Below are 21,535 nucleotides of genomic sequence, written 5' to 3' on the forward strand. Positions count from 1 at the left end.
ATCGCGATGAGACCCCCTTGGCATTACAGGGTTAGCGGAGGATCACCCTGGTTGGTACTTTCGGGCAATCGGATCGTTCATCTCTCACTCACCGGTATGTCACCGTGTCGGGATCAACCGGTGCGCGCGGTAGCCGCTGCGTTACTCCTCAGTCTTCCTTGATCTTGAGGCCAGCCCGGTCGGCCCATTCGAGCAACGGCTCGAGAGAGTGCGCTTTGTCATCGATCGCGGCGTGCAGGTCGCCGAGTTCGGCGAACCGGGCGGGCACTGTGGCGATGGTGAACTCCTGTGGATCAACGTCGTCGATCTCGTCCCACCTGATCGGTGTGGACACTGTGGCCTCAGGGTTGCCGCGCACCGAATAGGCGCTCGCGATCGTGTGGTCGCGCGCGTTCTGGTTGTAGTCCACGAACAACATCGCCGGGTCGCGATCCTTGCGCCACCACGCGGTCGTGACGTCGTCCGGTGCGCGGTTCTCGATCTCCTTGGCGAACGCGAGCGCCGCACGCCGTACTTCCTGGAAGCCCCAACGAGGTTCGATCCGGACGTAGACGTGCAGGCCTTTGCCGCCGGAAGTCTTGGGGTAGCCCACGATTCCCAGCTCGTCCAGGACCTCGTGGACCACGTGGGCGACTCGCCGGACCCTGGAGAAAGGACAGTCCGGCATCGGGTCGAGGTCGATCCGCCACTCGTCCGGCGATTCCGTGTCGGCCCGGCGCGAGTTCCACGGATGGAACTCCACTGTGGACATCTGGACCGCCCAGATGACACTCGCGAGCTCGGTCACGCACAGCTCGTACGCGTGCCGGTTGTAGCGCGGGAAATGGATCCGCACGGTCTCCAGCCACGGTGGCGCGCCGTTCGGCACGCGTTTCTGATGGACCTTCTCACCGGACACACCGGACGGGAAGCGGTGCATCATGCACGGGCGCTCCCGCAGGGCACGGACGATGCCGTCGCCAACCGACAGGTAGTAGTTGACCAGGTCGAGCTTGGTCTCACCGCGGGCAGGGAAGTAGACCCGGTCCGGGTTGGAGACGCGCACGGTGCGGTCGCCGACCTCGAGTTCGATCGCGGACGCCATGCGGTGAACCTAACCCGAAATCAACGCTTCCGCCGCTGCCTTGGCCTGCCAGGCCGCGTCCGGGTCTTCCCGGATCGCCGCGACGACGATCGCGCCTTCCACCAAGAGGAGTAACTGATCGGCCACGGTGTCGTCCTTGACCAGGCTGTGCAGGAAGTCTCGCAGCTTGTCCTTGTGGTGCCGGACGACGGCGGTGATCTTCGGTGAGGTCGAGCCCAGTTCGCCGAAGGAGTTGATGAAGGCGCAGCCGCGGAACCCCGGCTCGGAGAACCACTGGTGCAGCCAGTCGAACACGGCACCGACCTCGCGGTCGTGCTGGTCGACGTACGTCCGCAAGTCGTCACGCCAGCGCTTGTCCCTGCGTTCGAGGTAAGCGATGACCAGCGCTTCTTTGGAAGGAAACAGCTGGTAGAGGCGCTTGAGCGAGACGCCGGAGGTGGTGCGGATCTGATCCATGCCGACGGCCTGGATGCCTCGCTCGTAGAACAGATCCTCGGCCGCGTCGAGTACGGCTACGTCTTGCATCACACCTCCCTGGACATCGAGAACGGTCGTTCTCTACTCTACCGGAGAACGCTCGTTCTCCGTTTCGCTCTACGGAAAGGTTCCAGCCGTGGCCGCACGACCGCCGTTCCCGCCGTTCGACGAGGAGACCGCCCGCATCAAGGTGCAAGCGGCCGAGGACGCGTGGAACACCCGCGATCCCGAGAAGGTATCCCTGGCGTACACGGAGGACTCCGTTTGGCGCAACCGGGACAGGTTCGTGACCGGAAGGGCCGAGATCGTCGAGTTCCTGACGCAGAAGTGGAAGCGGGAACTGGACTACGCGCTGCGCAAGGAGCTGTGGGCGTTTCACGAGAACCGCATCGCCGTGCGCTTCCAGTACGAATGCTGCGACGCCGACGGCCAGTGGTACCGCTCGTACGGCAACGAGCTGTGGGAGTTCACTTCAGAAGGCCTGATGGCACGCCGGGAAGCGAGCATCAACGACTTGAAGATCAGCGAGTCGGAGCGCCGGATCTTCGGCAAGCGGCCGGACGAGGAGCACGGCGTGCCGTTCCCGCTGCAGTAGACGTCCTGTCTGGACGAGAACGCCCCCGCCGCGGCATCGCCACGGCGGGGGCACATCAAGGAATTCAGCGGCGAACGAGCATGCGGCTGGCGCCGCCCGACTCAGCCGCCTTCGCAGCCGACGCAGTGGGTTCCGGTGCGGGCACCGGGTCACACTGCATGTCGGACCGGCGGCCCGCCTTGCGCTCCGGCAGCTTGCCGGTCGCCAGGTAGTCGGCGATGGCGTTGTCGGTGCACGCGACACCGCTCAGCGAACCGGAGTGCGTGGTGCCGCCCACGCCCTCGATCAAGGCCGAATTCGGGTACCGGCTGCGCACCTCGAGCCCGCCTTCGTAAGGCGTTGCCGCGTCGAGGGTCTCGCCGATCAGCAACAGGCTGGGCACCTTGCGGCCGTCGATCTTCACCGGCTTGCCCGCCTTCGCGCCCCAGTTCAGGCACGGCGCGTTGAACCAGGCGTTGCCCCACGTCTCGAACGGCGCGCGGTAGTGGGTGATCCAGTTGTCGACCTTCCACTTCGTCCAGCTCTTCGGCCACTGCACGTCGGTGCACTGGGTCGCGAGGTAGATGGCGTAGCCGTTGTCCGCACCGGGACCTTGGCCGTTCGAGTCGTCGTACAGCTTCTTGATCGGCTGGATGTCTCCATTGTGGACGTACGCGGCGAAGGCCGACGCGATGTCCGCCCAGCCGTACACGTAGTAGCCGGCCTGCAGGAAGGCGTCGGTCCACTCGTCCGGGCCGATGACGCCGTCGGCCGGCTTCTGCCGGAGCTCGTTCTGCTTGGCGTAGTAGAGCTTCTCCACCTCGGCGCCGGATGTGCCCAGCTTGTAGGTCTCGTTGTTTTTGGCGATCCAGTCGAAGTAGACCTTGATGTTCTTGTCGAACGCGATGTCCTGGTCCAGGTTCGCGTCGTACCAGACGCGGCGCGGGTCCACGGTGCCGTCGAAGACCATCCGGCGCACCCGCTCCGGGTACAGCGTGCTGTACACCTGGCCGAGGTAGGTGCCGTAGGAGAACCCGAAGAAGTTGATCTGCTCCTGGCCGAGCGCCTTGCGGATGCTCTCCATGTCGCTGGCGTTGTCGGTCGTCTTGAGGTGGTCGAGCACCTCACCGTTCGCGGCCTCGCACGCGTTGGCGTAGTCCTTGGCGCGCTTGAGCCACGCCTGCTCCAGCTCGCTGTTCACCGGCACGTAGTAGGGCCGGTTGTAGGAGAAGTAGTTGCCGTCGCAGGAGACCTGCGGCTCGCTCGATCCCACGCCACGCGGGTCGAAGCCGATCCAGTCGTACGCGTCGCCCGCCTTGTTCGGCACGGCCCCGCCCAGTCGCGACAACCCAAGGCCGGAGCCACCCGGGCCGCCCGGGTTGACCAGCATGACGCCCTGGAACTTGTCGTCGGCCACCTTGTGCTTGATCCGCGACACGGCGATCTTGATCTTCTTGCCGTCCGGCTCGGCGTAGTCGAGCGGCACCTCGAGCATGCCGCACTCGGCTCCGGCTTGCTGCAGGCGCTCGCTCGCGCACTTACCCCACGGGATCGGGTCCGGCTGAAAACCTGGCTGTTTCGGGGCGGCGTTCGCCACGGTCGCACTGGACAGCGCGAGACCGGCGGCGACAACCGTCACCACGATTCTTTTCACGGTCACAGTCCCTCTCGTCCCCCTTGTGATCATTCAGTGAGTGGATTCTGCACCGCGCGGATTAACTTGTGAACCACCCGAAAGTTCGTGTCTTAGCGCGTCATCGGCAGCCCGAATGCCGGGAACAGCGCCGAATCCATGAACGAAATCGCATGTTTGATACCGTCCGTCGTCACCGTCAGAACTTCGATGCAATGTGCCTGGTAGACGCCGCCCGGCCGATCTCGCAACCACCACGCTAAGGCAGGCTGGTCATTTGCCGTTATCCGGACAAATTTCACGTTCTCCGGCGCTATACACCAGAGCGTGGCCAAAAATCGCCCAATCGCCGCAGGACCGGTGAACCATGTCGGAATAGGTGGCATCTCCCACACGGCATCATCGGTGAGCAACCGCATAAGCGCCGCATTGTCGGCATTCTCGAATGCCTTCATCAGCCGGTCGACCACGGAAACAGCCACCGGATCGTCCGGTTCGAGCACATCGTCCTGCGACAAGTCGCCCACGTGCGCGCGTGCGCGTTGCACCAGGCTGTTCACCGCGGGCGTGGTGATGTCCAGCAGGTCTGCCACCTCATCGGCCCGCCACATCAACACGTCGCGCAGGATCAGCACGGCCCGCTGGCGCGGCGGCAGGTGCTGCAACGCCGCGATCAACGCCAGCCGGGTGGTCTGCCGCGCGTCCACAGTCTCCGCCGGCGTCGGGAACGGCTGCAGCCAAAGGACTTCCCGCTCGGGTTCGGCCAACGGCTCGTCCGGATCGCCGGGCGCGGTACCCAGCCCGTGCGGCAGCGGCCTGCGTTTGCCTTTCTCCAACGCCTTCAAGCAGGCGTTCGTGGCGATCCGGTACAGCCACGTGCGCAGCGAAGACCGCCCTTCGAACCCGTCATACGCACGCCACGCCTGCAGAAACGTCTCCTGCACGGTGTCCTCGGCGTCGTGCACCGACCCGAGCATCCGGTAGCAGTGCACCAACAGCTCATGCCGGAACGGATCTGCCAGCCGCGCGAAGTCCTCAGTACTCGTCATCACACTTCCCTCCATGAGTACTGATCCGGCTCGCGACGCGAACTCATCGGTCTCACTCGGGCAACAGTGGCACAGATATCCCCGGGTCGCGGCCGAGCAGGACCGCCCGCGTCACCGCCGACGATCCGAACTTGTCGTGCACGGTGTCCAGCACCGTGTCGAGCGCGCTGCCGACGCCGTCGTCGAACGGCAGCATGAGCTGCACAGAATCCGCGTTGTCCAGGTTGCCCACCGAGATACCGATCAACGTCAGCCCAGCGCTGTCGATCAACGGCATCGTCTTGGCCACCAGCACACGCAGTGCAGTCAGGATCTCCTCGGTCGACGATGTCGGCTGCGGCAACGTATGGGACCGCGTTGCCCTCGTGAAGTCGCTGAACCTCATGCGGAGAACGACAGTGCGGCCCACGCGTCCGGCGCTGCGTAATCGCCGGGTGACGCGGTCGACCAAGGCGACGACCGTGGCGTCTATCTCCTCGGGGGTTGTCAGCGCACGGGTTGCACGCTGGGCGCCCATAGAACGACGGCGACGACCGACGTACACCGGACGCGGGTCATAGTTGTGCGCAAGCGCATGCAGGTGACGGCCCAGTGCGCGCCCGAGCATCGACACCAGCATCGACTTCGGCAGGTCGGCCACGTCACCGACTTTGGTGATTCCGTGGTCGCGCAGCTTGGCAGCGGTCACCTTGCCGACGCCCCAGAGCCGCTCGACCGCGAGCGGATGCAGGAAGGCCAGCTCACGGTCCGGCGGCACGAGCAGCAGGCCGTCCGGTTTGGCCACCCCACTGGCCACTTTGGCCAGGAACTTCGTCCGCGCCACCCCGACCGTGATCGGCAGCCCGACCTTCTCCCGCACGTCCTTGCGCAGCCTGCGGGCGATCTCCAGTGGCTCGCCCGCGATCTTGCGCAGGCCGCCGACGTCCAGGAACGCCTCGTCGATCGACAGTCCTTCCACCACCGGGGTGGTGTTCCGGAAGACCTCGAACACGTCCTTGCTGGCCTGCGAGTACGCCGACATCCGGGGCGGGACCACGATCGCCTCGGGGCACAGCTGCAACGCTCGCGCGCCGCCCATGGCCGTGACGACACCTCTCCTTTTGGCCTCGTAGCTGGCCGCGAGCACGACGCCGCCACCGACGATCACCGGACGGCCGCGCAGCCTGGGGTCGTCCCGCTGCTCGACCGAGGCGTAGAACGCGTCGAGATCGGCGTGGAGTATCGTGGCGCCCGTCACGAACACATGTTCGCATATTCAAACTCACCGAACGACCGATGAGTTTCCCCGGCCCCGGTCGTTTCATGTGTTAGATCGACCGGCAAGGCAAACCGAAGGGGCAGTGACATGGACTGGAAGCTCGAGGTCGTCGTGGTGCCGGTGACCGATGTGGACCGCGCGAAGGACTTCTACACCAAGAACGCCGGCTTCACCCTGGACGTGGATTTCAGCGCGGGTGAGGACTTCCGGATCGTGCAGCTCACCCCGCCCGGCTCGAAGTGCTCGATCACGTTGATGCGCAACGAGGAGTGGGCCGGTCACATGATGGGCCTGCAGGTCGTGGTGAACGACATCGACGTCGCGCACGCCGAGGCCAGAGAGCGGGGCCTGGATGTGGGCGAGATCCACTGGTACCAGGACGGCGTCCAGACTCCTGGGCACCACCCCGAGCGCGCCGACTTCGGCACCTTCTTCGCGTTCAAGGACCCGGACGGCAACAACTGGCTCATCCAGGAAGTCGGCAAGACCAGTGCATGAGGCGGCATTCGAGCAACACCGGCGTGAACTGCACGTGCACTGCTACCGGATGCTGGCGTCCTTCGACGAGGCGGAGGACGCCGTGCAGGAGACGTTCCTGCGCGCGTGGAAGGGCCGGCAGACGTTCGACGGCAGCGCGCAGTTCCGGGCGTGGCTCTACAAGATCGCGACCAACACCTGTCTGGACATGATCCGGCGGCGGTCCCGCCAGGTGCCGGTGCTGGAGTCCTTCGCGGAAGTGCCGTGGCTGCAGCCGTATCCGGACGCGTTGCTCAACGAGATGGCTCCGCCGCAGGACGAGCCGGACTCGGTCGCGGTGGACCGCGAGACCATCGAGCTGATGTTCGTCGCGGCCATGCAGTTACTCCCGGCCAGGCAGCGGGCCGCGTTCATCGCGCGGGACGTGCTGGACTGGTCGGCCAAGGAGACCGCGGCTTTACTCGACACCAGCGTCGCGGCGGCGAACAGCGCGTTGCAGCGGGCCAGGGTGACCATGCAGGAGAACCTGTCGAGGGAACGCGCCGAGTGGTCCATGGCCGAACTGAGCGACGAGGAACGGGACCTGCTGGCCAAGTTCATCGACGCGCACGAGCGGCTGGACGCCGAAGCGGCGGTCGCGATCTCGGCCAAGGACATCCGCGTCACGATGCCGCCTCTGCCTGCGCGCTTCGACGGGATCGACATGGTTTCGACGCTGATCGCGAGGGCGTTCGGCCCGGAGCGCGACGGCGACTGGCGACTGCTGCCGACGTGCGCCAACCGGATGCCAACGGCAGCGAGTTATCTGCGCCGACCTGGGGACACGGTGTTCCGCGCGTTCAAGCTCGACGTGCTGCGCGTGCAGGAGGACGTGATCGTGGAGATCACCACGTTCGGCTCGAGCTTGTTCAAGCACTTCGGGCTGCCCGAAACGCTCTGACTTTTTCTGGGGCGGTGTGTCGATCTGGGGTCGCGTGGTTCGACGCACGGATGAGCGAGCACTTACTGAAGGGGACAACTTGTGCGAAAACTACTGACGCTACTGACGGCCGCGGGCTTGCTGGCGGGCTTGGCTGGGGTGGCCGACGCCGGCGAAAGCGGACTGGTGTGGACCGACGCGGGCCCGGTCCGCGGCACAGTCACCGCAGATCACCAGCTGTACCAGGGAATCCCGTACGCGGCGCCACCCGTAGGCAACCTCCGGTGGCGCTCCCCACAACCCGTGACACCGTGGATCGAACCTCGTGACGCCACCAAACCCGGGCCCGTATGCGCCCAGGCTGGCGGCGCTGGTTCGCCGAGCACGAATGAGGACTGCCTCTACCTGAACGTCACCACGTCGTCCCGGCACGGGCGCAAGCCCGTCATGGTGTGGCTGCACGGCGGCGGCAACAGCTACCTGTCCGGCGACGGCTTCGGCACGCGCCGACTGGCCGTCCAAGGCGACGTGGTCGTGGTGACGATCAACTTCCGGTTGGGCTTCTTCGGCTTCCTAGGCCACCCCGACCTGCCCGACTCGGGCGCGTACGGCATCGAGGACCAGCAAGCCGCCCTGCGCTGGGTCAAGCGGAACGCGGCAGCGTTCGGCGGAGACCCACACAACGTGACCGTCTTCGGCGAATCCGGCGGCGCGTTCGACGTATGCGCTCAAGTCACCTCACCCCTGTCACGAGGCCTGTTCGACAAGGCCATCGCCCAGAGCGGCGGCTGCTCGATGACGTGGCCGAACAACGGCGTCATCCACGGCTTCCCCGCCAGTGCCCCCTTCATCGTCAAGGACAAGGCAGAAGCCGACGCACTCGCCCTGACCAAGCAACTCGGCTGCTCGGATGTCGCCTGTTTACGCGCACTGCCCGCATCGGCCTTCACCGCCATCGACCGCGGCCCGACGCCGATCGTCACCGGCAACCGAGTGCTGCCGATGCATCCAGTGGACGCACTGCGTTCCGGACGCTTCAACCGCGTCCCGGTGATCTGGGGCAACACCCGCGATGAAGGCCGATTGACGGCCGCGACCGTCCCAGAGCCGTTCGACTACGTGGATTTGCTGAAGCAGGCGTACGGTGACAAGGCACCGAAGATCGCAGCCGAGTACCCGCCCTCGAAGTTCGGCTCACCGCGACTGGCGTACGGCGCCGTACTCACCGACGGCATCTGGGCGTGCGCGCAGCTGGCCGATGACCGCCTGCTTGCCCGCAAGACGACGACGTACTCGTACGAGTTCGCCGACCGGACCGCACCCGTGGGTTACTTCGGCCCATTATTCCCACCCGGTTTCCCTCCGGGCGCGTTCCACGCATCGGAGCTCGCGTACCTCTGGGACATCCCGACGTTCGACCTCAACGCGGAGCAGCACAAGCTAGCGAGCCAGATGATCGGCTACTGGACCCGGTTCGCCGCCACCGGCAACCCCAACGCGCGCGGCCTTCCCACCTGGCCGAAGTACCAGAACGGGACCGTCCACTCCCTCGCACCCAACGACATCAAGCAGGTGAACGCCTACCAGGAACACAACTGTGCCTTCTGGGCAGGTCTGTGAGGCTTGAGGTGCCCTGAACGCCGGTCCTTCCTCGCCCGGGTTTCGGCTTTCGGCCGGGACCCGGGCGGGTTTCATGCGTCAAGCGTGCCGTGCCGCTCCGGGCTGGGTGTCCGTGATGCTTTTGTTTCGGGCGGCTGAAAAGAATGGCGGGGGGAGGCCACCCACAGAGAGAGGGCTTCAGCTCGAATCTCCCCTTTGTTGGTGGGCGCGGGCGTCCCCTGTGCCGCCACACCAGGGAGCTGCTGCACCGGGCAGAGCCACCCTGCGCCGCCGCACCGGAGTGCCACCGCAACAGGGGAGCTGACGCACCGGAAGGTCATCCCTGTGCTCCTGCGCTGGACGTGCAAACCCTGGGCCGCCACACCTGAACGCTGCCGCTTTAGAAGAGTCGGCCCGAATCACACCGACGGGCCGTATGGCCGCCGCCGCATCGTTGGGCATGTAGGCGGTGTCTGCGGTGTTGTCGCCGACCGTGGATGATTCTCGTGTGGACCTTCGTACTGTCGAGGCGACTCGGTATGTCACGCCGCTGCGTGAAGGCGGCTCGCTGCCTGGGCTGATCGAGGCCGATGACCTCGGGATGTACGTGCTCAAGTTCCGTGGTGCCGGGCACGGGCTGAAGGCGTTGACGGCCGAGATCATCGTCGGTGAGCTGGCGCGCAGGCTTGGCTTCCGGGTGCCGGAGATGGTGTTCGTCACCCTCGATCCCGCGCTGGCCAAGTCCGAACCGGATCAGGAGGTGCAGGAGCTGCTGGCCACCAGCGGCGGGCAGAACCTCGGCTTCGACTACTTGCCCGGGTCGTTCGACTTCAACCCCGTCGTCCGCGATCCCGGCCCGGAGCTCGCCGCGCGGCTGGTGTGGCTGGACGCGCTGACCCTGAACGTGGACCGCAGCTGGCGCAACCCGAACCTGCTGCTGTGGCACAAGAACGTGTGGCTGATCGACCACGGGGCCTCGTTGTACTTCCACCACAGCTTCCGCGAGGGCTGGAAACCGGCGTCGAGCTACCGGTTCGACGCGCATGACCACGTGATGCTGCCCGCGGCGGGCCCGATCACCGGTGAGACGGTCAGTACAGACATGCTCAAGGAAGTTCTCGCCCTCGTACCCGACGACTGGCTCACGTCCGACGGTGTCTTCGACGCGGACGGTGCACGGGCGGCGTACTTGTCGTTCTTTGAGTCGCGACTGGCCAACTCGGACCAATGGGTCAAGGAACTGGAGGCGGCCCGTGTCGCACGTGTTTGAGTACGCGCTGCTGCGGGCCGTACCCCGGCAGGACCGCGGCGAGTTCATGAATGTGGGCGTGTTGCTCTACTGCTCGGCCGTGGATTTCCTGCGGTGCAAGACCCACGTCGACGAAGACCGGTTGCGCGCCCTCGACCCGAGAATCGACCTCGAGCTGCTGCACGACAGTCTGAAACTCTGGTGTGGCGCCTGTGACGGCTCAACCGAGGCTCAGGTGCGGGAGACATCGTTGGGTCAGCGCTTCCGTTGGCTCACCGCGCCACGCAGCACACTGCTGCAGACTTCGCCCACCCATACCGGTCGTACGACCAGTCCAGAGCGCGATCTCGACCGCCTGTGGCGCACTTTGGTGCTCCCACCCGAGTAGTCCGCACCGAAACGCCGCGGTCACCCACAACTGTGCGGAAATCCGCAATCACGCGCTCGCCGGACCGATTTGTCCACATCGGACCTGCGGAACGGCGTACTGCCGTGGCGAAAGCTGGTGGCGCGCTCATCGAACCGGGTAGTCGATGAGCGCGCCTGGAGTTCATCTGGCCAGCGACGAACTCCATATGTCCAGGGGGAGACCCTGTCAACGTGTCGGCGACACCGGGTATTGCGCTGACCGTTGCTCCCCAGTCCCCCCTGGTTGCTTGCCTGTTCCCCCCTCACCACGAAGACCCACCCCCAGGAGGTCTTCATGACCCGGCGGCCGGTCTCCCGTGCCGTACACCAAAGATCGCACCACCGTGTTGCGCGATCGTTGACAGATGGCTGACACGGATCCACTAGTTTGGGGCAGTGGAATTTCGGCTGCTCGGCCCCTTCGAGATCGAGGCGACCCAGCCGGTGTCGATCCCGCGCCGGCGTGAACGCTGCCTGCTCGCGGTCCTTTTGCTGGAGCAAGGCCGCAGTGTCTCCGCCGAACGGCTCGCCGACCTGTTGTGGGACGGCGCGCCGCCGTCGACGGCGGGTACCACACTGCGCAGCCATGTCAGCCGTCTGCGGGCGACAGTGCACTCGGATGACGTCCAGATTCTGAAACACGGACCCGGTTACATGGTGCGGACGGACCCGCAGCGGATTGACGCGCACCGCTTTCGATCGATGGTGCACCAGGCGCGCGCGGTGCCGGATGCTGAGACGCGGTCGGGTCTGATGCGCTCCGCACTCGACCTGTGGCGCGGGCCGGTGCTGGTGGACATCGCCAACAGCATGATCCGCGACCGGCTCGGCGCGAGCCTTGAGGAGCTGCGGATCGAGACGCTGGACCAACGCATCATCGACGACCTGTCCCTGGGCAGGCACCGGGATCTGATCGCCGAACTGCGGGAGATCGTGGCGGCCGAACCGAATCGCGAGCGGTTCACCGCGCACTTGATGCTCGCGCTGTACCGTTCCGGCCGTCAGGCCGACGCGCTCGCAGTGTTCGATGAGAGCAGGCGATTTCTCGCCAGCGAGCTGGGTTTGACTCCGGGCAGCGAATTGCGTGCGCTGCATGAACAAATCCTGCGCGGGGACGCCGCATTGGACCTGCCTGAACGTGTTGAGGTGGCCAACGCGCCCACCCGGCCGAGCACATTGCGGCAGTTGCCACACGACATCATCCATTTCGCTGGTCGCAGCCAGGAATTGGCTCATCTCGACGCGGTCGCGGCCATCGACGGCCCGGCGCCGACGATCGTGTCCATCGACGGGGCGCCTGGCACAGGCAAAACAACCCTCGCGGTGCATTTCGCACATCAGATCGCCCATCGCTTTCCCGACGTCCAATTGCATTTGAACTTGCGTGGGTACGGCCGGGACGAACCGGTCGCGCCGGCTTCCGCCACGGAAACGTTGCTGCGCGGGTTGGGTGTGGACAGCGAATTGATTCCGCCGAGCGTCGACGAGCGATCGGCCTTGTTGCGCAGCCAATTGGCGGGCCGTCAAGTGCTGATGTTGCTGGACAACGCCCGCGATGCCGACCAGGTGCGGCCGTTGCTGCCGGGAACGGGCAGTTTGGTGATCGTCACCAGTCGGAACCAATTGCGTGGACTGTCCATCCGGGACGGCGCGCACCGCGTCACGCTGAACCGGCTGCCCGCCGACCAAGCGGTCGAGTTGCTCAGCGCGTCGATCGGGGCCGACCGGGTCGGCGCGGAGCCCGCGGCCGCGGCACGGCTGGTCGAGTTGTGCGACCACCTTCCGCTGGCGATCTCGATCGTCGCCGAACGAGCGGACCGCAGCAGCACACTGGCTGAGGTGGTGCACGCGCTTGAAGACGAGAAGGCACGCCTGGACAACCTCGGCACGGGCGAAGACGACCCACATACCGACCTACGGGCCGCACTGTCGTGGTCGTACCGCGCGCTGGACGAGGACGCGGCGGCGATGTTCCGGATGTTGAGCCTGCATCCAGCCAACGACATCAGCCTCGAAGCCGCCGCCGTGCTGGTGGATCTGCCGATCGCAAGGGCGAAAGCGTCGCTGGACAAGCTGCTTGCCTCGCACATGGTCGAGCAGCGCCGCGGCAATCGCTACGAACTGCATGACCTGATGCGGCTTTACGCCACGGAGACAGCGGATCGCGATGAGCCGGAGGACAACCGGCGCGAGGCCGTCCACCGCGTGCTCGACTGGTACTTCCACGCCGCCGTGAGCGCCGATTCGGCGATGCACCCCCATCGCCAACGGCTGTGGGTCAAACCGTTCGAGCCGCGCACCGAGCCGCCCCAGTTCGCCAGTTCCAGCCAGGCCATGCTCTGGTTCGAGCAGGAGTACGACTGCCTCAAGTCGGTAGCGGGCTGGGCGGCGACCAACAGCCACGCCGGGCACACCTGGCGCATTGTGCTGGCCATGATCTCGTTCCTCGACCGCCGGATCCCGGTGTCCGACGCGACCGCGTTGATCATGGAAGCAGCCAGGGCAGCCGAAGCGGCCGGCGACCTCTTCGGCCACGCCTACACGCTGAACTCGCTGGGCGCACAGGAGATCAACAACGGCGACCGGCAGGCCGCGATCGCGTACTTCTCCCAGGGCCTCGACCGGTTCGCGGAAATCGGCGACCTGTCAGGTCAAGCCATCACCCTGGGCAACCTCGGCCTGGCGTACGGCGAACTCGGCGAGCACGAGAAAGCCAAGGAATACCGCACGCGAGCGTTGCGGCTGTGCGAGGAACTCGGCTACACCCGGGGTATAGCGCTCAACCTGGACAACCTCGGCGTGGCGTACACAGTGACCGGGAACTACGAGAAGGCCAAGGAGTGCCACCAGCAAGCGTCGAAGATCCTGGCCGAACTCGGTGACGCGCCCGCAGTCGGGACAAACGAGTACCACCTCGGCTGGGCACTGAGCAGCCTGGCCGATTTCGCCGGCGCGGCACGGGCTTTCCGGACCGCGGTCGCGATCTTCCGCGAGTACGGCAACGACCGGTGGGCAGCTGCGGCGCTGGGTGATTTCGGCTTGATGTTGCTGGACGCGGGACACCCGATCCTGGCCCGTGACATGCTGAGTGCGGCATTGGTGACCATGCGGGAGATCGCAGATCCCCGTACACAGGAATTCGAGGCGGCATTGGCGAAGCTGGCATGAATCCACTTGAGACGTTCTCGGTCAAGGACGGCTGGCCTGCCCTACGCGAACGGGTGCAGGTCGCCGACGTTGCCCTGCTGGACGAGGCCGTCGATTTCGCCGTGCAGTGGCATGGCGATCAGACGAGGCCCGCGGGGGAACCGTATGTGGAACACCTGCTTGAGGTCGTGGCTGTCCTTGTCGACGGTTTGGGCGTCACGGATATCGATGTACTGCGGGCCGGCGTCCTACACGATGTCGTCGAGGACACTGACTGCGACTTGGAAACCGTGCGCGCCAAGTTCGGCGACCGGGTGGCCGAACTCGTGAACTGGGTGACCAAGGGCGACGACCGGGAGGCGTACCTCGCGAACCTGAAGAAGGCGCCGAGAGACGCGTTGACGGTGAAGCTCGCTGACCGGTTGAGCAACGTGCAGCGGCTGAACACGCATCCGAGGCCAGCGAAGCAGCAGGCTTACTACCGGGAGACCGTGCGCACGATCGTGCCGTTGAGCAAAGGGTTCCCGTGGTTCGAGCAGTGGTATGCGAGGTGGCAGCATGAGTTCAGCCACCTCGCATGAGGCTGGCTTGGATGCCCCCTGCGGCACCCAAACTTGTCGTACCCCTGCGGTACTGTGAAATTTAGGGGTTCCCCCTGGGGAATTGTCGGTGCGGTGGAGGCTGGCCGGATGTCCAGGCACGTGCACGCCTGCCGGGGCGTGCCGGTCGAAGATCTTTCCGGGGTCAGTCGCCGCGGATCGCGGACGCGATCGTGCCGACCTGGTCGGCGAGCAGGCCGACCGCCCCCACCGCGCGGCTCATCGGATCCTCGTCGTCCCCGCCAAGAGCGCGCTCGCGGACATAGGCAGCCTTCACCTCGGCCCATCGCTTGGCCTGTTCGGGCGTGAGCGTTCCGCGCAGCTCGGCGAGCTTGAGCAGGTTCGCTTCCGCGCCTGAGGTCAAGGTTTGCGCCTCGGCCAGGTAGTGGTCGTCGATCATGGCCGCCAGCTCCGCGTCGTTCATCGCCGGAACGATCTTCTCCGCGAGCTTGTTCATGTTCCGGTACGAACCCTGCAGCTGGAACGGCGGCTCCGTCCGCGAAGCGTCCGACTGCGCCGCCGAGGCGATGTACGCCTGGTTGTTGGCCAGTACGACCTTCTGCACAGTCAACAGCTTGCGCAGCACCGACAACACCTGGTCGAGCTCGACCGACGAGTACGGGTGCGTCAGCTGGTCGGGCCGGACGGTCGGGTCACCTTTCGCCAGCCGCACCAGCTTCGGCACATCCGAGCGGTCGCGTGTGGACAGCGGGGCCAGCACGGCGTTGGAGGTCAACGAGTTCTCGACGAAGCTCAGCGCGAACAGGTCTTCCTTGCCGGACAGCACGTCACCGAGGTTCCAGACGTCCGCGCGGTTGGCCAGCATGTCCGGGATCCGGAAGCGTTGGCCGGACTCGGTGTACGGGTTGCCTGCCATGCACACCGCGAATCGCTTGCCGCGCAGGTCGTACGTCTTGGTCTTGCCGTTCCACACGCCTTCCATCCGGCGCTGCGCGTCACAGAGCGAAATGAACTTCTGCAGCAGCTCAGGCGACGTGTGCTGGATGTCGTCCAGGTAGAGCAGAACGTTGCTGCCCATCTCCAACGCGAACGAGATCTTCTCGATCTCCTGGCGGGCCGTCGCGTTCGGCGCCTCGTCGGGGTCGACCGACGTCACCGAATGCCCGAGTGCGGGCCCGTTGACCTTGACGAACACCAGGCCGAGGCGGTTGGCCACGTATTCCATCAACGTTGTCTTGCCGTAGCCGGGCGGGGAAATCAGCAGCAACAGCCCCATCTGGTCGGTGCGCTTGGACTCGCCCGCCGTACCGAGCTGCTTGGCGAGGTTGTCCCCGATCAGCGGCAGGTACACCTCGTCAAGCAAGCCGTTGCGCACGAAGGCGCTCATCACCTTCGGCTGGTATTCCTCGAACCGGAGCGCCCGCCGCTCGGTTTCGACCAGTTCGGCGCGTTTCTTCTGGTACGCACGGAAAGCCGGGACCTGCTCGTCGTGGAACCGGCGCATCCGGGCGAGTTGTTCGTCGAGCCGGACGGTCAGCTTGCGGTCCACGATCCGGGGATGCGTCCCCAGCAGCCCTTCCACCGTCGCCTCAAGCGAAGCCGAGGAATCATGGCGTGGCACGTCACGGCAGAGCTCAAGGGCGATGGCTTCGGGCAGAGCCGCGCTGGTTTCCCCAACGCTGGCAAGGAACGCGGTCAACCAGGCCGAGATCAGCTGGTACTTCTCCGCGATACCGTCGATCGCCCGCAGGTCGTCGTCGAGCTCCTTGGCAGTCTTGGCTTGCGCGCCAAGCGTCCGGCGGAACCGCTCCACAAGGGACCGGGCACCGGCACTGGTGACGAACCCGAACGGCGCGCTGGAGAGTTCCTCGAACAGGTACTCGCCCGCCAGCGGGTCGGCCTGCAAGCCGTTGGCCGACAGGAACTCCGTGATCTCATCGGTCAACTCGGCAGCGAGCTGGTCGATCGCCGGAGTGTGCCCGAACGCGGCACGGGCCCGGGCCAACGACCCAGCCCGCCGGGACCAGACCGCCTTCGCGGTCTCGTCGGGACCGAACGCCCAGAAAATCGTTGCTGCAGCACGAGCCTGCGGCGGATAGCGCAGCACTCCCGCGCCCGCGCGCAAACGCATGACCGCTTCAAGGATCTTGGCGGCGTCGTGGTCATGCACGCCACGCTCGTAGCCTTCGTCGTACCGGGTCTCCGCGACCTTACGCACGTGTTCCAGCACAGCGCCTTCGTCCAAAGGCGCCGAGGGAAGCGCGACTGTGGCGAGGAATTCGCCGCGATACACCTCAGGCGTCTCCGACACCAACAGCTGGTTCCAGAACGGCCGGGTCGTCTCGAATTCGGCGTCGACAACTGGGGCACGGAAGTCTGTGCCGGTGATGCCGACCGCCAGGCCGTCGTCGTACGGCACCAGGGTCAGGTCCATGGCTTGGGTGTTCACCGCGAACACGTGCCTGCCCAGCTTGATCGTCTCGCCGCCGTCGGCGTACAGGTCGAGCCGGTCGCGCAACGACCGGCCTGCCTCCTGGCGGGCGGCTTTGATCCGGCCGTCGAGTTCGTCGGCACGGACCTGGTCGCCGAGTGCTCGCAAATCGTCAGCGACCGCACGGAGTTTGGCGACCATCGGATCGCCGGCGAAGTACGTGTTGACGTCGTCCAGCGTCGCCAATTGCCCGGCCCGGCGCTGCACGCTGCTCAGGATCCGGTTCGCCGACTCGGCCAACCGGTCCGCGCGCCGCGCCCGATCGTCGAGCAAAGCCTGTTTGCGGGCGGAAAACGCTTCGTAGACGTCGGTGCGCTTGGCGCCGAGCTCAGCCATGAAGTCGTCGAACTCGCCGAACCTCGACTCCAGGTTCTCCAGCTGCAGCATCAGCCTGCCGAGGCCCTCGTCGCACTTCTGCGGCGTGTCCGCGACCGCCAACGCCCCCGTGATCGCCTGGCCCAGCAACGCGAACTCGGCGGCGAACTCGGCACGTCCTTCGCTGGCCGCGAGCTCACGGCGGCGTCCGTCCACAGTGGCGCGGGCGCGGTTGATCCCGCCGAGAACCTCGCCGACGCGCGACAGAATCCCGGTCCGGACGGTCGCGTCGGCGATGTCGAGTGAGCTGACCACCTGGGTCAGCAACTCGAGGCCTGCGGCTTGGTCAGTCAGCCTTTCCTGCACCGGTGCGGCCTCGGCGACGGTCTTGATGGCCGCACCGTCGGCGACCAGCCGCTCGACTTCCTCGTGATACCCGGCGAAAGCGTTGTCCCCGCTGAGGAACTCGACCGCCCGCTGGGCCGCGGTGTCAAGTTCCTTGCTCAGCAGGTCGTTCAGCGAGTCGATGCGGGCGGTGTCGATGTACCGCATCTCCTTCAACGTGATCAGGTGGCCTTGTGCTTTGCGCAGCTCGGCCAGCTGCGTCACCCAGGCATCGGCCGACTTCGGCGCTTCGCCGCGGACCTTGCGCACGAGCGAGGCGATGTCCTCATCGGACTTCGCCAACGCCGTCGCGGCCTGGTTCGTCAGCGCCTGCACGCCTTCGAACTCGTCGAGCACCTGCTCGGCCGTGGCGCGGACCTCGGCCAATGGGGTGCGCAGATCGCACAGGTCCTGCTCGCCGAGCCAGTGGTAGTGGTCGAAGGCCCGGTCGCACGCGGCGATCAGCGCCTCGAAGACCTCTGTGGACGGTGCCATCTCGCCGACCATCCTGGACACCGACAGGCAGTCCGAGATTCCCCTGACCAGGTCGGCGTTCCCGACACGCCCCAGCGGGCCGTCGCCGGTCTCCTGAGCTGCCGCATACGTGTCGGACAAGTACGGCGTCTGCCAGACCTGCATCGGATGCACGCGGGTCGGCTCGTCGGACACCGCGCGGAACACCACGAGCGTGCCGTCATCGAACAGCGAATACCCGTGGCACGGGATCGGTGTGCCGACTTCCTTGCGGATCACGTTGTACGGCAACAGCAGTGATCGGCCTTCAGCGCGGGCATGGAAGACGTACAACACGTCTTCGCCGTTGGTCGAGCGGATCACCCGCTCGAACTCGAGGTCGGTGACATCCGTGTCGAACGTCTTCGCGACACCGGTCGTGAGGTAGTAACCGCCAGGGAAGATGATGCCCTGGTCTTCGGGAAGCCGCTGGCACGCCTGGCCGATGCCGTCCAGCCGGGTCACGCCTTTGGTCTGCGTGTTGAAGACCAGGTACCGCCAGTCAGTTTCCTTGTACGGCCGGATCTTCAGCAGGATCAGCGCGCCGACGCGGGCGTACTGGACGTCAGCGTCGGCCAGGCTCTGCAGCGCTTCGGTGACCGGCTCGGAGTAGATGCCCTCGCCGGTCTCGGTGTTGTTCTCCAGCTTGATGGTCAGGTCGCCGCCGACCGACTCGATGAACACCTCGTTCTGGATCGAGATGTGCGGGTGCCTGCCAAGGACGTGGTCGTCCCGCGTGGTCTCGATCCACTCGAAGTCGTGCGAGGGCGGGAAGACATGGTCCCGCTCACCCCGGTTATCCTCATAGGACACCGTGCCGTCAGTGGCCAGTTTCCACCGCATCACCTTGATGTCGGCGGCGTTGGCACCAGTCTGGAAGATCGCCAGCAGCTTGCCTTCGACCCGCCGCAGCTGCAGCAGCCGGGTTTCCTTGTAGTACCGGTACAGCTCGACGAAGTCGTGCACGAACTGCTGGTCGTCGAGCAGGCCGCTGACGCTGGCGTCGTCGAATCGGAACGCGTCGCCGTCCCTGGTGAACGAGTGCACCGAGAAGACGTCCTTGACCTCGGTCTCCGGCCGCAACCCGATGAACACGTTGTATCCGAACAACATCGAGCCGTTGACGGACACGACGTCGCGGGGCACGCAGTTGTTCGCGGTACGGATCCGTTCGGTGCCGATCAGCCGGAGCTCGGTGCCGCCGAAGACGTCGAGGCGCTTGGTGTTCAGCTGCTCGGCACGGGCCGCGAGCGCGGCGGCGTGTTCCGCCAACCGCGCCCTCAGCAGCTCGTACGTGCCCTCGTCGAGGGACACAGCCGTGGCGGTCATCGGGGCAGCAGGCCCGCCACGGAGTGCTCACCGATCCCGAGCCGGTTCGCGGTGTCCAGCAACTCCTGCAGCTTGGCGGATTCCTTGCCGCCCGAGCCGATCAGCTTGAGCAGCAACGCCGACACGGTCAGGTTCTGCACGTCGGCGGTGCTCACGCCGCCGAGCATGCGGCTGATGTCCTCGGTGAAGCTCTGCTCGCCGTTGAGCCACGGCTTGACCAACGCCTGCGCGGTGTTCGAGTGCTCGACGAACCCGTCGACGCTCTTGCCCATCGTGACCGCACCGACCAAGCGGTCGAAGAACATCGACTCGCCGCCGACGATGTCGATGTCGGCTTTCTCCAAGCCCGCGGCGATGACCGATGCTTGCGACGCGGCGACGTCGCGCTGCGCGTCCAGCCCGGCCAGCCGGATGTCCTTCTCCATCTCCAGCCGCAGCCGGAATTCCTCGTGCTCGCGGGTCGCGTCGTTCATCGCGGCCAGCGCGGCGGCCTTCTCGGTGAGGCCCTCCGCCTCGCCCTTCAGCTTCTCGCGCAACGCTTCCGCGATCGTGACGGCCTTCTCACGCTCCACGCCCACCTCGGCCATGCCGATCTTCTCGGCGGCCTCCGCGCGTGCGAGGGCCTTCTCACGCTCGACCACGGCCTCCGCGCGGCCGACCTTCTCGATGGCGGCCGCGTCGCGTTCCCTGACCTGGGCGTTGGCCAGGCCTTCCGCGGCAGCCTGGGCCTGCGTGCCTTCGGCGAGGCGGATCTTGGCGCGGGTGTCCAGTTCCGCGGCCTGCTGGCGGGCCTCGGCCAGCGCGAGCTCGCGGCGTGCCTCGAACTTCGCGGCCTGCTCGGCGGCTTCGGCTGCCTTGATGTCCTTGACCAGCTTCTCCTGCGCCTCGGCCTCGGCCTGGATGACCAGCGCCTGGCGCATCCGCTCGGCCTCTTCGACCGCACGCAGCCGCTTGATCGTCTCTTCCTGCTCGGCGACCGTCTTGTCCACCGCGATCCGCTCGCGGACCACCTCGGCGATCGCGCGCTTCTCGCCTTCGAGCTCCTTGTCCTTGCTGATCCGGGACAGCTCGGTCTCCCGCTCGCGAGCGATCACCTCGAGCTGGCGGTCCTTCTCGATCCGCTCGGTCTCGATCGCGATGACCCGTTCCCTGTTCTTCTCCGCGACAGCGATCTCACGGGCCCGGTTCTGGTCCTGGATGCCCAGCTGCTCTTCGGTGCGAATGTTCGCGGTGTGCGCCTTGAGCCGTTCCTCGGCCTGGACCTTGGCGATCTCGGCTTCCTCGCGGGCCTTCATCGTCTCGACCTCGCGGCGCTGCTTGACCTCCGCGTCGGCCTGGCGGCGCTCCAGCTCGAGGATCTGCTCACGGGCGTCGACATTCTGCCGCGTGATCTCCTTCTCCTCGTTGCGCTGGTATTCGTTGGTCCGCACGTGCTCGATCGCGGTCAGCTCGGTGATCTTGCGGATACCCTGCGCGTCAAGGATGTTCGCCGGGTCGAGGTGGCTCATCGGGGTCTGCTCGAGGAAGTCGATCGCGGCGTCCTCGAGGCTGTAGCCGTTCAGGTCGGTGCCGATCACCCGGATGATCTGGTCACGGAACTCGTCGCGCTTGGTGTACAGGTCGACGAAGTCCAGCTGCTTGCCGACGGTCTTGAGCGCCTCGGAGAACTTCGCGTTGAACAACGCCTGCAGCGTGGCCTCGTCGCTGGCGCGGGCGGTTCCGATGGCCTGGGCGACCTTGATGACGTCCTCGGCGGTCTTGTTGACCCGCACGAAGAACGTGATCCTGACGTCGGCGCGGATGTTGTCCTTGCAGATCAGGCCTTCCTGGCCGGCCCGGTTGATCTCGATGGTCTTCACCGAGATGTCCATGACCTCCGCGCGGTGCAGCACCGGCAGGACGATCGCACCGGTGAAGGTGACGTGCACGTTGCGCACCTTCGAGATGATCAGCGCCTTGCCCTGTTCGATCTTGCGGAACAGCCTGCTGACGACGAAGACGATGATCAGGATGACCAGCAGGATGACGCCGATCAGCACGCCGGCCCCGATTCCGATAGCGTCCATTCC

General features: G+C 66.0%; 15 protein-coding genes. 8 read left to right on the forward strand and 7 right to left on the reverse strand.

Annotation, left to right across the window (positions count from 1 at the left end; genetic code table 11):
- Positions 1–148 precede the first annotated feature (148 nt).
- Together ligD and B9C43_RS42150 are read right to left on the reverse strand one after the other, a co-directional pair.
- Complete coding sequence (gene ligD, locus B9C43_RS42145; RefSeq protein ID WP_033380872.1) at positions 149–1,084, reverse strand: non-homologous end-joining DNA ligase; 936 nt, start codon at positions 1,082–1,084, stop codon at positions 149–151.
- A gap of 9 nt (positions 1,085–1,093) precedes the next feature.
- Positions 1,094–1,609 carry a TetR/AcrR family transcriptional regulator gene (locus B9C43_RS42150; protein WP_084433007.1) on the reverse strand — a complete coding sequence of 172 codons (516 nt, stop codon included), beginning with the start codon at positions 1,607–1,609 and terminating at the stop codon, positions 1,094–1,096.
- A gap of 88 nt (positions 1,610–1,697) precedes the next feature.
- On the opposite strand from B9C43_RS42150, the gene B9C43_RS42155 reads away from it, so the two are divergent.
- A complete protein-coding gene (locus B9C43_RS42155) occupies positions 1,698–2,156 on the forward strand; it encodes a nuclear transport factor 2 family protein (protein ID WP_084433008.1) in 459 nt (152 codons plus the stop codon).
- 64 nt (positions 2,157–2,220) lie between these two features.
- Here B9C43_RS42155 and B9C43_RS42160 read toward each other — a convergent pair whose 3' ends face one another.
- From B9C43_RS42160 to dinB, 3 genes are all read right to left on the reverse strand, one after another.
- A complete protein-coding gene (locus B9C43_RS42160; protein ID WP_084433136.1) occupies positions 2,221–3,789 on the reverse strand; it encodes an alpha/beta hydrolase in 1,569 nt (522 codons plus the stop codon).
- A 92-nt stretch (positions 3,790–3,881) separates the two neighbouring features.
- On the reverse strand, positions 3,882–4,817 hold the full coding sequence (locus B9C43_RS42165) for a sigma-70 family RNA polymerase sigma factor (protein WP_033380892.1): 936 nt from the start codon (positions 4,815–4,817) through the stop codon (positions 3,882–3,884).
- A 52-nt stretch (positions 4,818–4,869) separates the two neighbouring features.
- Positions 4,870–6,060: a DNA polymerase IV gene (gene dinB / locus B9C43_RS42170; RefSeq protein ID WP_084433009.1), complete on the reverse strand. Its 1,191-nt coding sequence runs from the start codon at positions 6,058–6,060 to the stop codon at positions 4,870–4,872.
- 102 nt (positions 6,061–6,162) lie between these two features.
- Between dinB and B9C43_RS58965 the strand changes: the two genes are divergently transcribed.
- From B9C43_RS58965 to B9C43_RS42205, 7 genes are all read left to right on the forward strand, one after another.
- Entirely contained in the window at positions 6,163–6,573 is a 411-nt protein-coding gene (locus B9C43_RS58965) for a VOC family protein (protein WP_084433010.1), read from the forward strand.
- Positions 6,566–7,492, forward strand: coding sequence for an RNA polymerase subunit sigma-70 (locus B9C43_RS42180; RefSeq protein WP_033380877.1), 927 nt, complete (start codon positions 6,566–6,568; stop codon positions 7,490–7,492). Before B9C43_RS58965 ends, B9C43_RS42180 begins: the two co-directional genes overlap by 8 nt.
- An 81-nt stretch (positions 7,493–7,573) precedes the next feature.
- Positions 7,574–9,091 (forward strand): carboxylesterase/lipase family protein, encoded by a 1,518-nt coding sequence (locus tag B9C43_RS42185; protein ID WP_143446967.1) that lies wholly within the window; start codon positions 7,574–7,576, stop codon positions 9,089–9,091.
- Positions 9,092–9,578: 487 nt separating this feature from the next.
- Positions 9,579–10,340, forward strand: a complete 762-nt coding sequence (locus tag B9C43_RS42190) for a HipA family kinase (RefSeq protein WP_235039167.1) — start codon at positions 9,579–9,581, stop codon at positions 10,338–10,340.
- Positions 10,324–10,707 (forward strand): DUF3037 domain-containing protein, encoded by a 384-nt coding sequence (locus B9C43_RS42195; protein ID WP_084433013.1) that lies wholly within the window; start codon positions 10,324–10,326, stop codon positions 10,705–10,707. The genes B9C43_RS42190 and B9C43_RS42195 overlap by 17 nt, the downstream gene beginning before the upstream one ends.
- A 416-nt stretch (positions 10,708–11,123) precedes the next feature.
- Positions 11,124–13,895 carry an AfsR/SARP family transcriptional regulator gene (locus B9C43_RS42200; RefSeq protein ID WP_084433014.1) on the forward strand — a complete coding sequence of 924 codons (2,772 nt, stop codon included), beginning with the start codon at positions 11,124–11,126 and terminating at the stop codon, positions 13,893–13,895.
- On the forward strand, positions 13,892–14,455 hold the full coding sequence (locus B9C43_RS42205; RefSeq protein WP_084433015.1) for an HD domain-containing protein: 564 nt from the start codon (positions 13,892–13,894) through the stop codon (positions 14,453–14,455). The genes B9C43_RS42200 and B9C43_RS42205 overlap by 4 nt, the downstream gene beginning before the upstream one ends.
- A gap of 163 nt (positions 14,456–14,618) precedes the next feature.
- Here B9C43_RS42205 and B9C43_RS42210 read toward each other — a convergent pair whose 3' ends face one another.
- Positions 14,619–19,466 (reverse strand): DNA repair ATPase, encoded by a 4,848-nt coding sequence (locus tag B9C43_RS42210; RefSeq protein ID WP_084433016.1) that lies wholly within the window; start codon positions 19,464–19,466, stop codon positions 14,619–14,621.
- A complete protein-coding gene (locus tag B9C43_RS42215; RefSeq protein WP_084433017.1) occupies positions 19,463–21,532 on the reverse strand; it encodes an SPFH domain-containing protein in 2,070 nt (689 codons plus the stop codon). Before B9C43_RS42215 ends, B9C43_RS42210 begins: the two co-directional genes overlap by 4 nt.
- Positions 21,533–21,535: the final 3 nt, after the last annotated feature.

It is taken from the genome of Kibdelosporangium aridum (assembly GCF_900176515.1).
Classification (GTDB): Bacteria; Actinomycetota; Actinomycetes; order Mycobacteriales; family Pseudonocardiaceae; genus Kibdelosporangium; species Kibdelosporangium aridum.

What these genes read in the sequence shown, in the direction of transcription:
- B9C43_RS42215 (WP_084433017.1), bottom strand. Translation starts at nt 21,532, where the DNA reads ATGGACGCTATCGGAATCGGGGCCGGCGTGCTGATCGGCGTCATCCTG.
- B9C43_RS42165 (WP_033380892.1), bottom strand. Translation starts at nt 4,817, where the DNA reads ATGACGAGTACTGAGGACTTCGCGCGGCTGGCAGATCCGTTCCGGCAT.
- B9C43_RS42205 (WP_084433015.1), top strand. Translation starts at nt 13,892, where the DNA reads ATGAATCCACTTGAGACGTTCTCGGTCAAGGACGGCTGGCCTGCCCTA.
- B9C43_RS42150 (WP_084433007.1), bottom strand. Translation starts at nt 1,609, where the DNA reads ATGCAAGACGTAGCCGTACTCGACGCGGCCGAGGATCTGTTCTACGAG.
- B9C43_RS42210 (WP_084433016.1), bottom strand. Translation starts at nt 19,466, where the DNA reads ATGACCGCCACGGCTGTGTCCCTCGACGAGGGCACGTACGAGCTGCTG.
- ligD (WP_033380872.1), bottom strand. Translation starts at nt 1,084, where the DNA reads ATGGCGTCCGCGATCGAACTCGAGGTCGGCGACCGCACCGTGCGCGTC.
- B9C43_RS58965 (WP_084433010.1), top strand. Translation starts at nt 6,163, where the DNA reads ATGGACTGGAAGCTCGAGGTCGTCGTGGTGCCGGTGACCGATGTGGAC.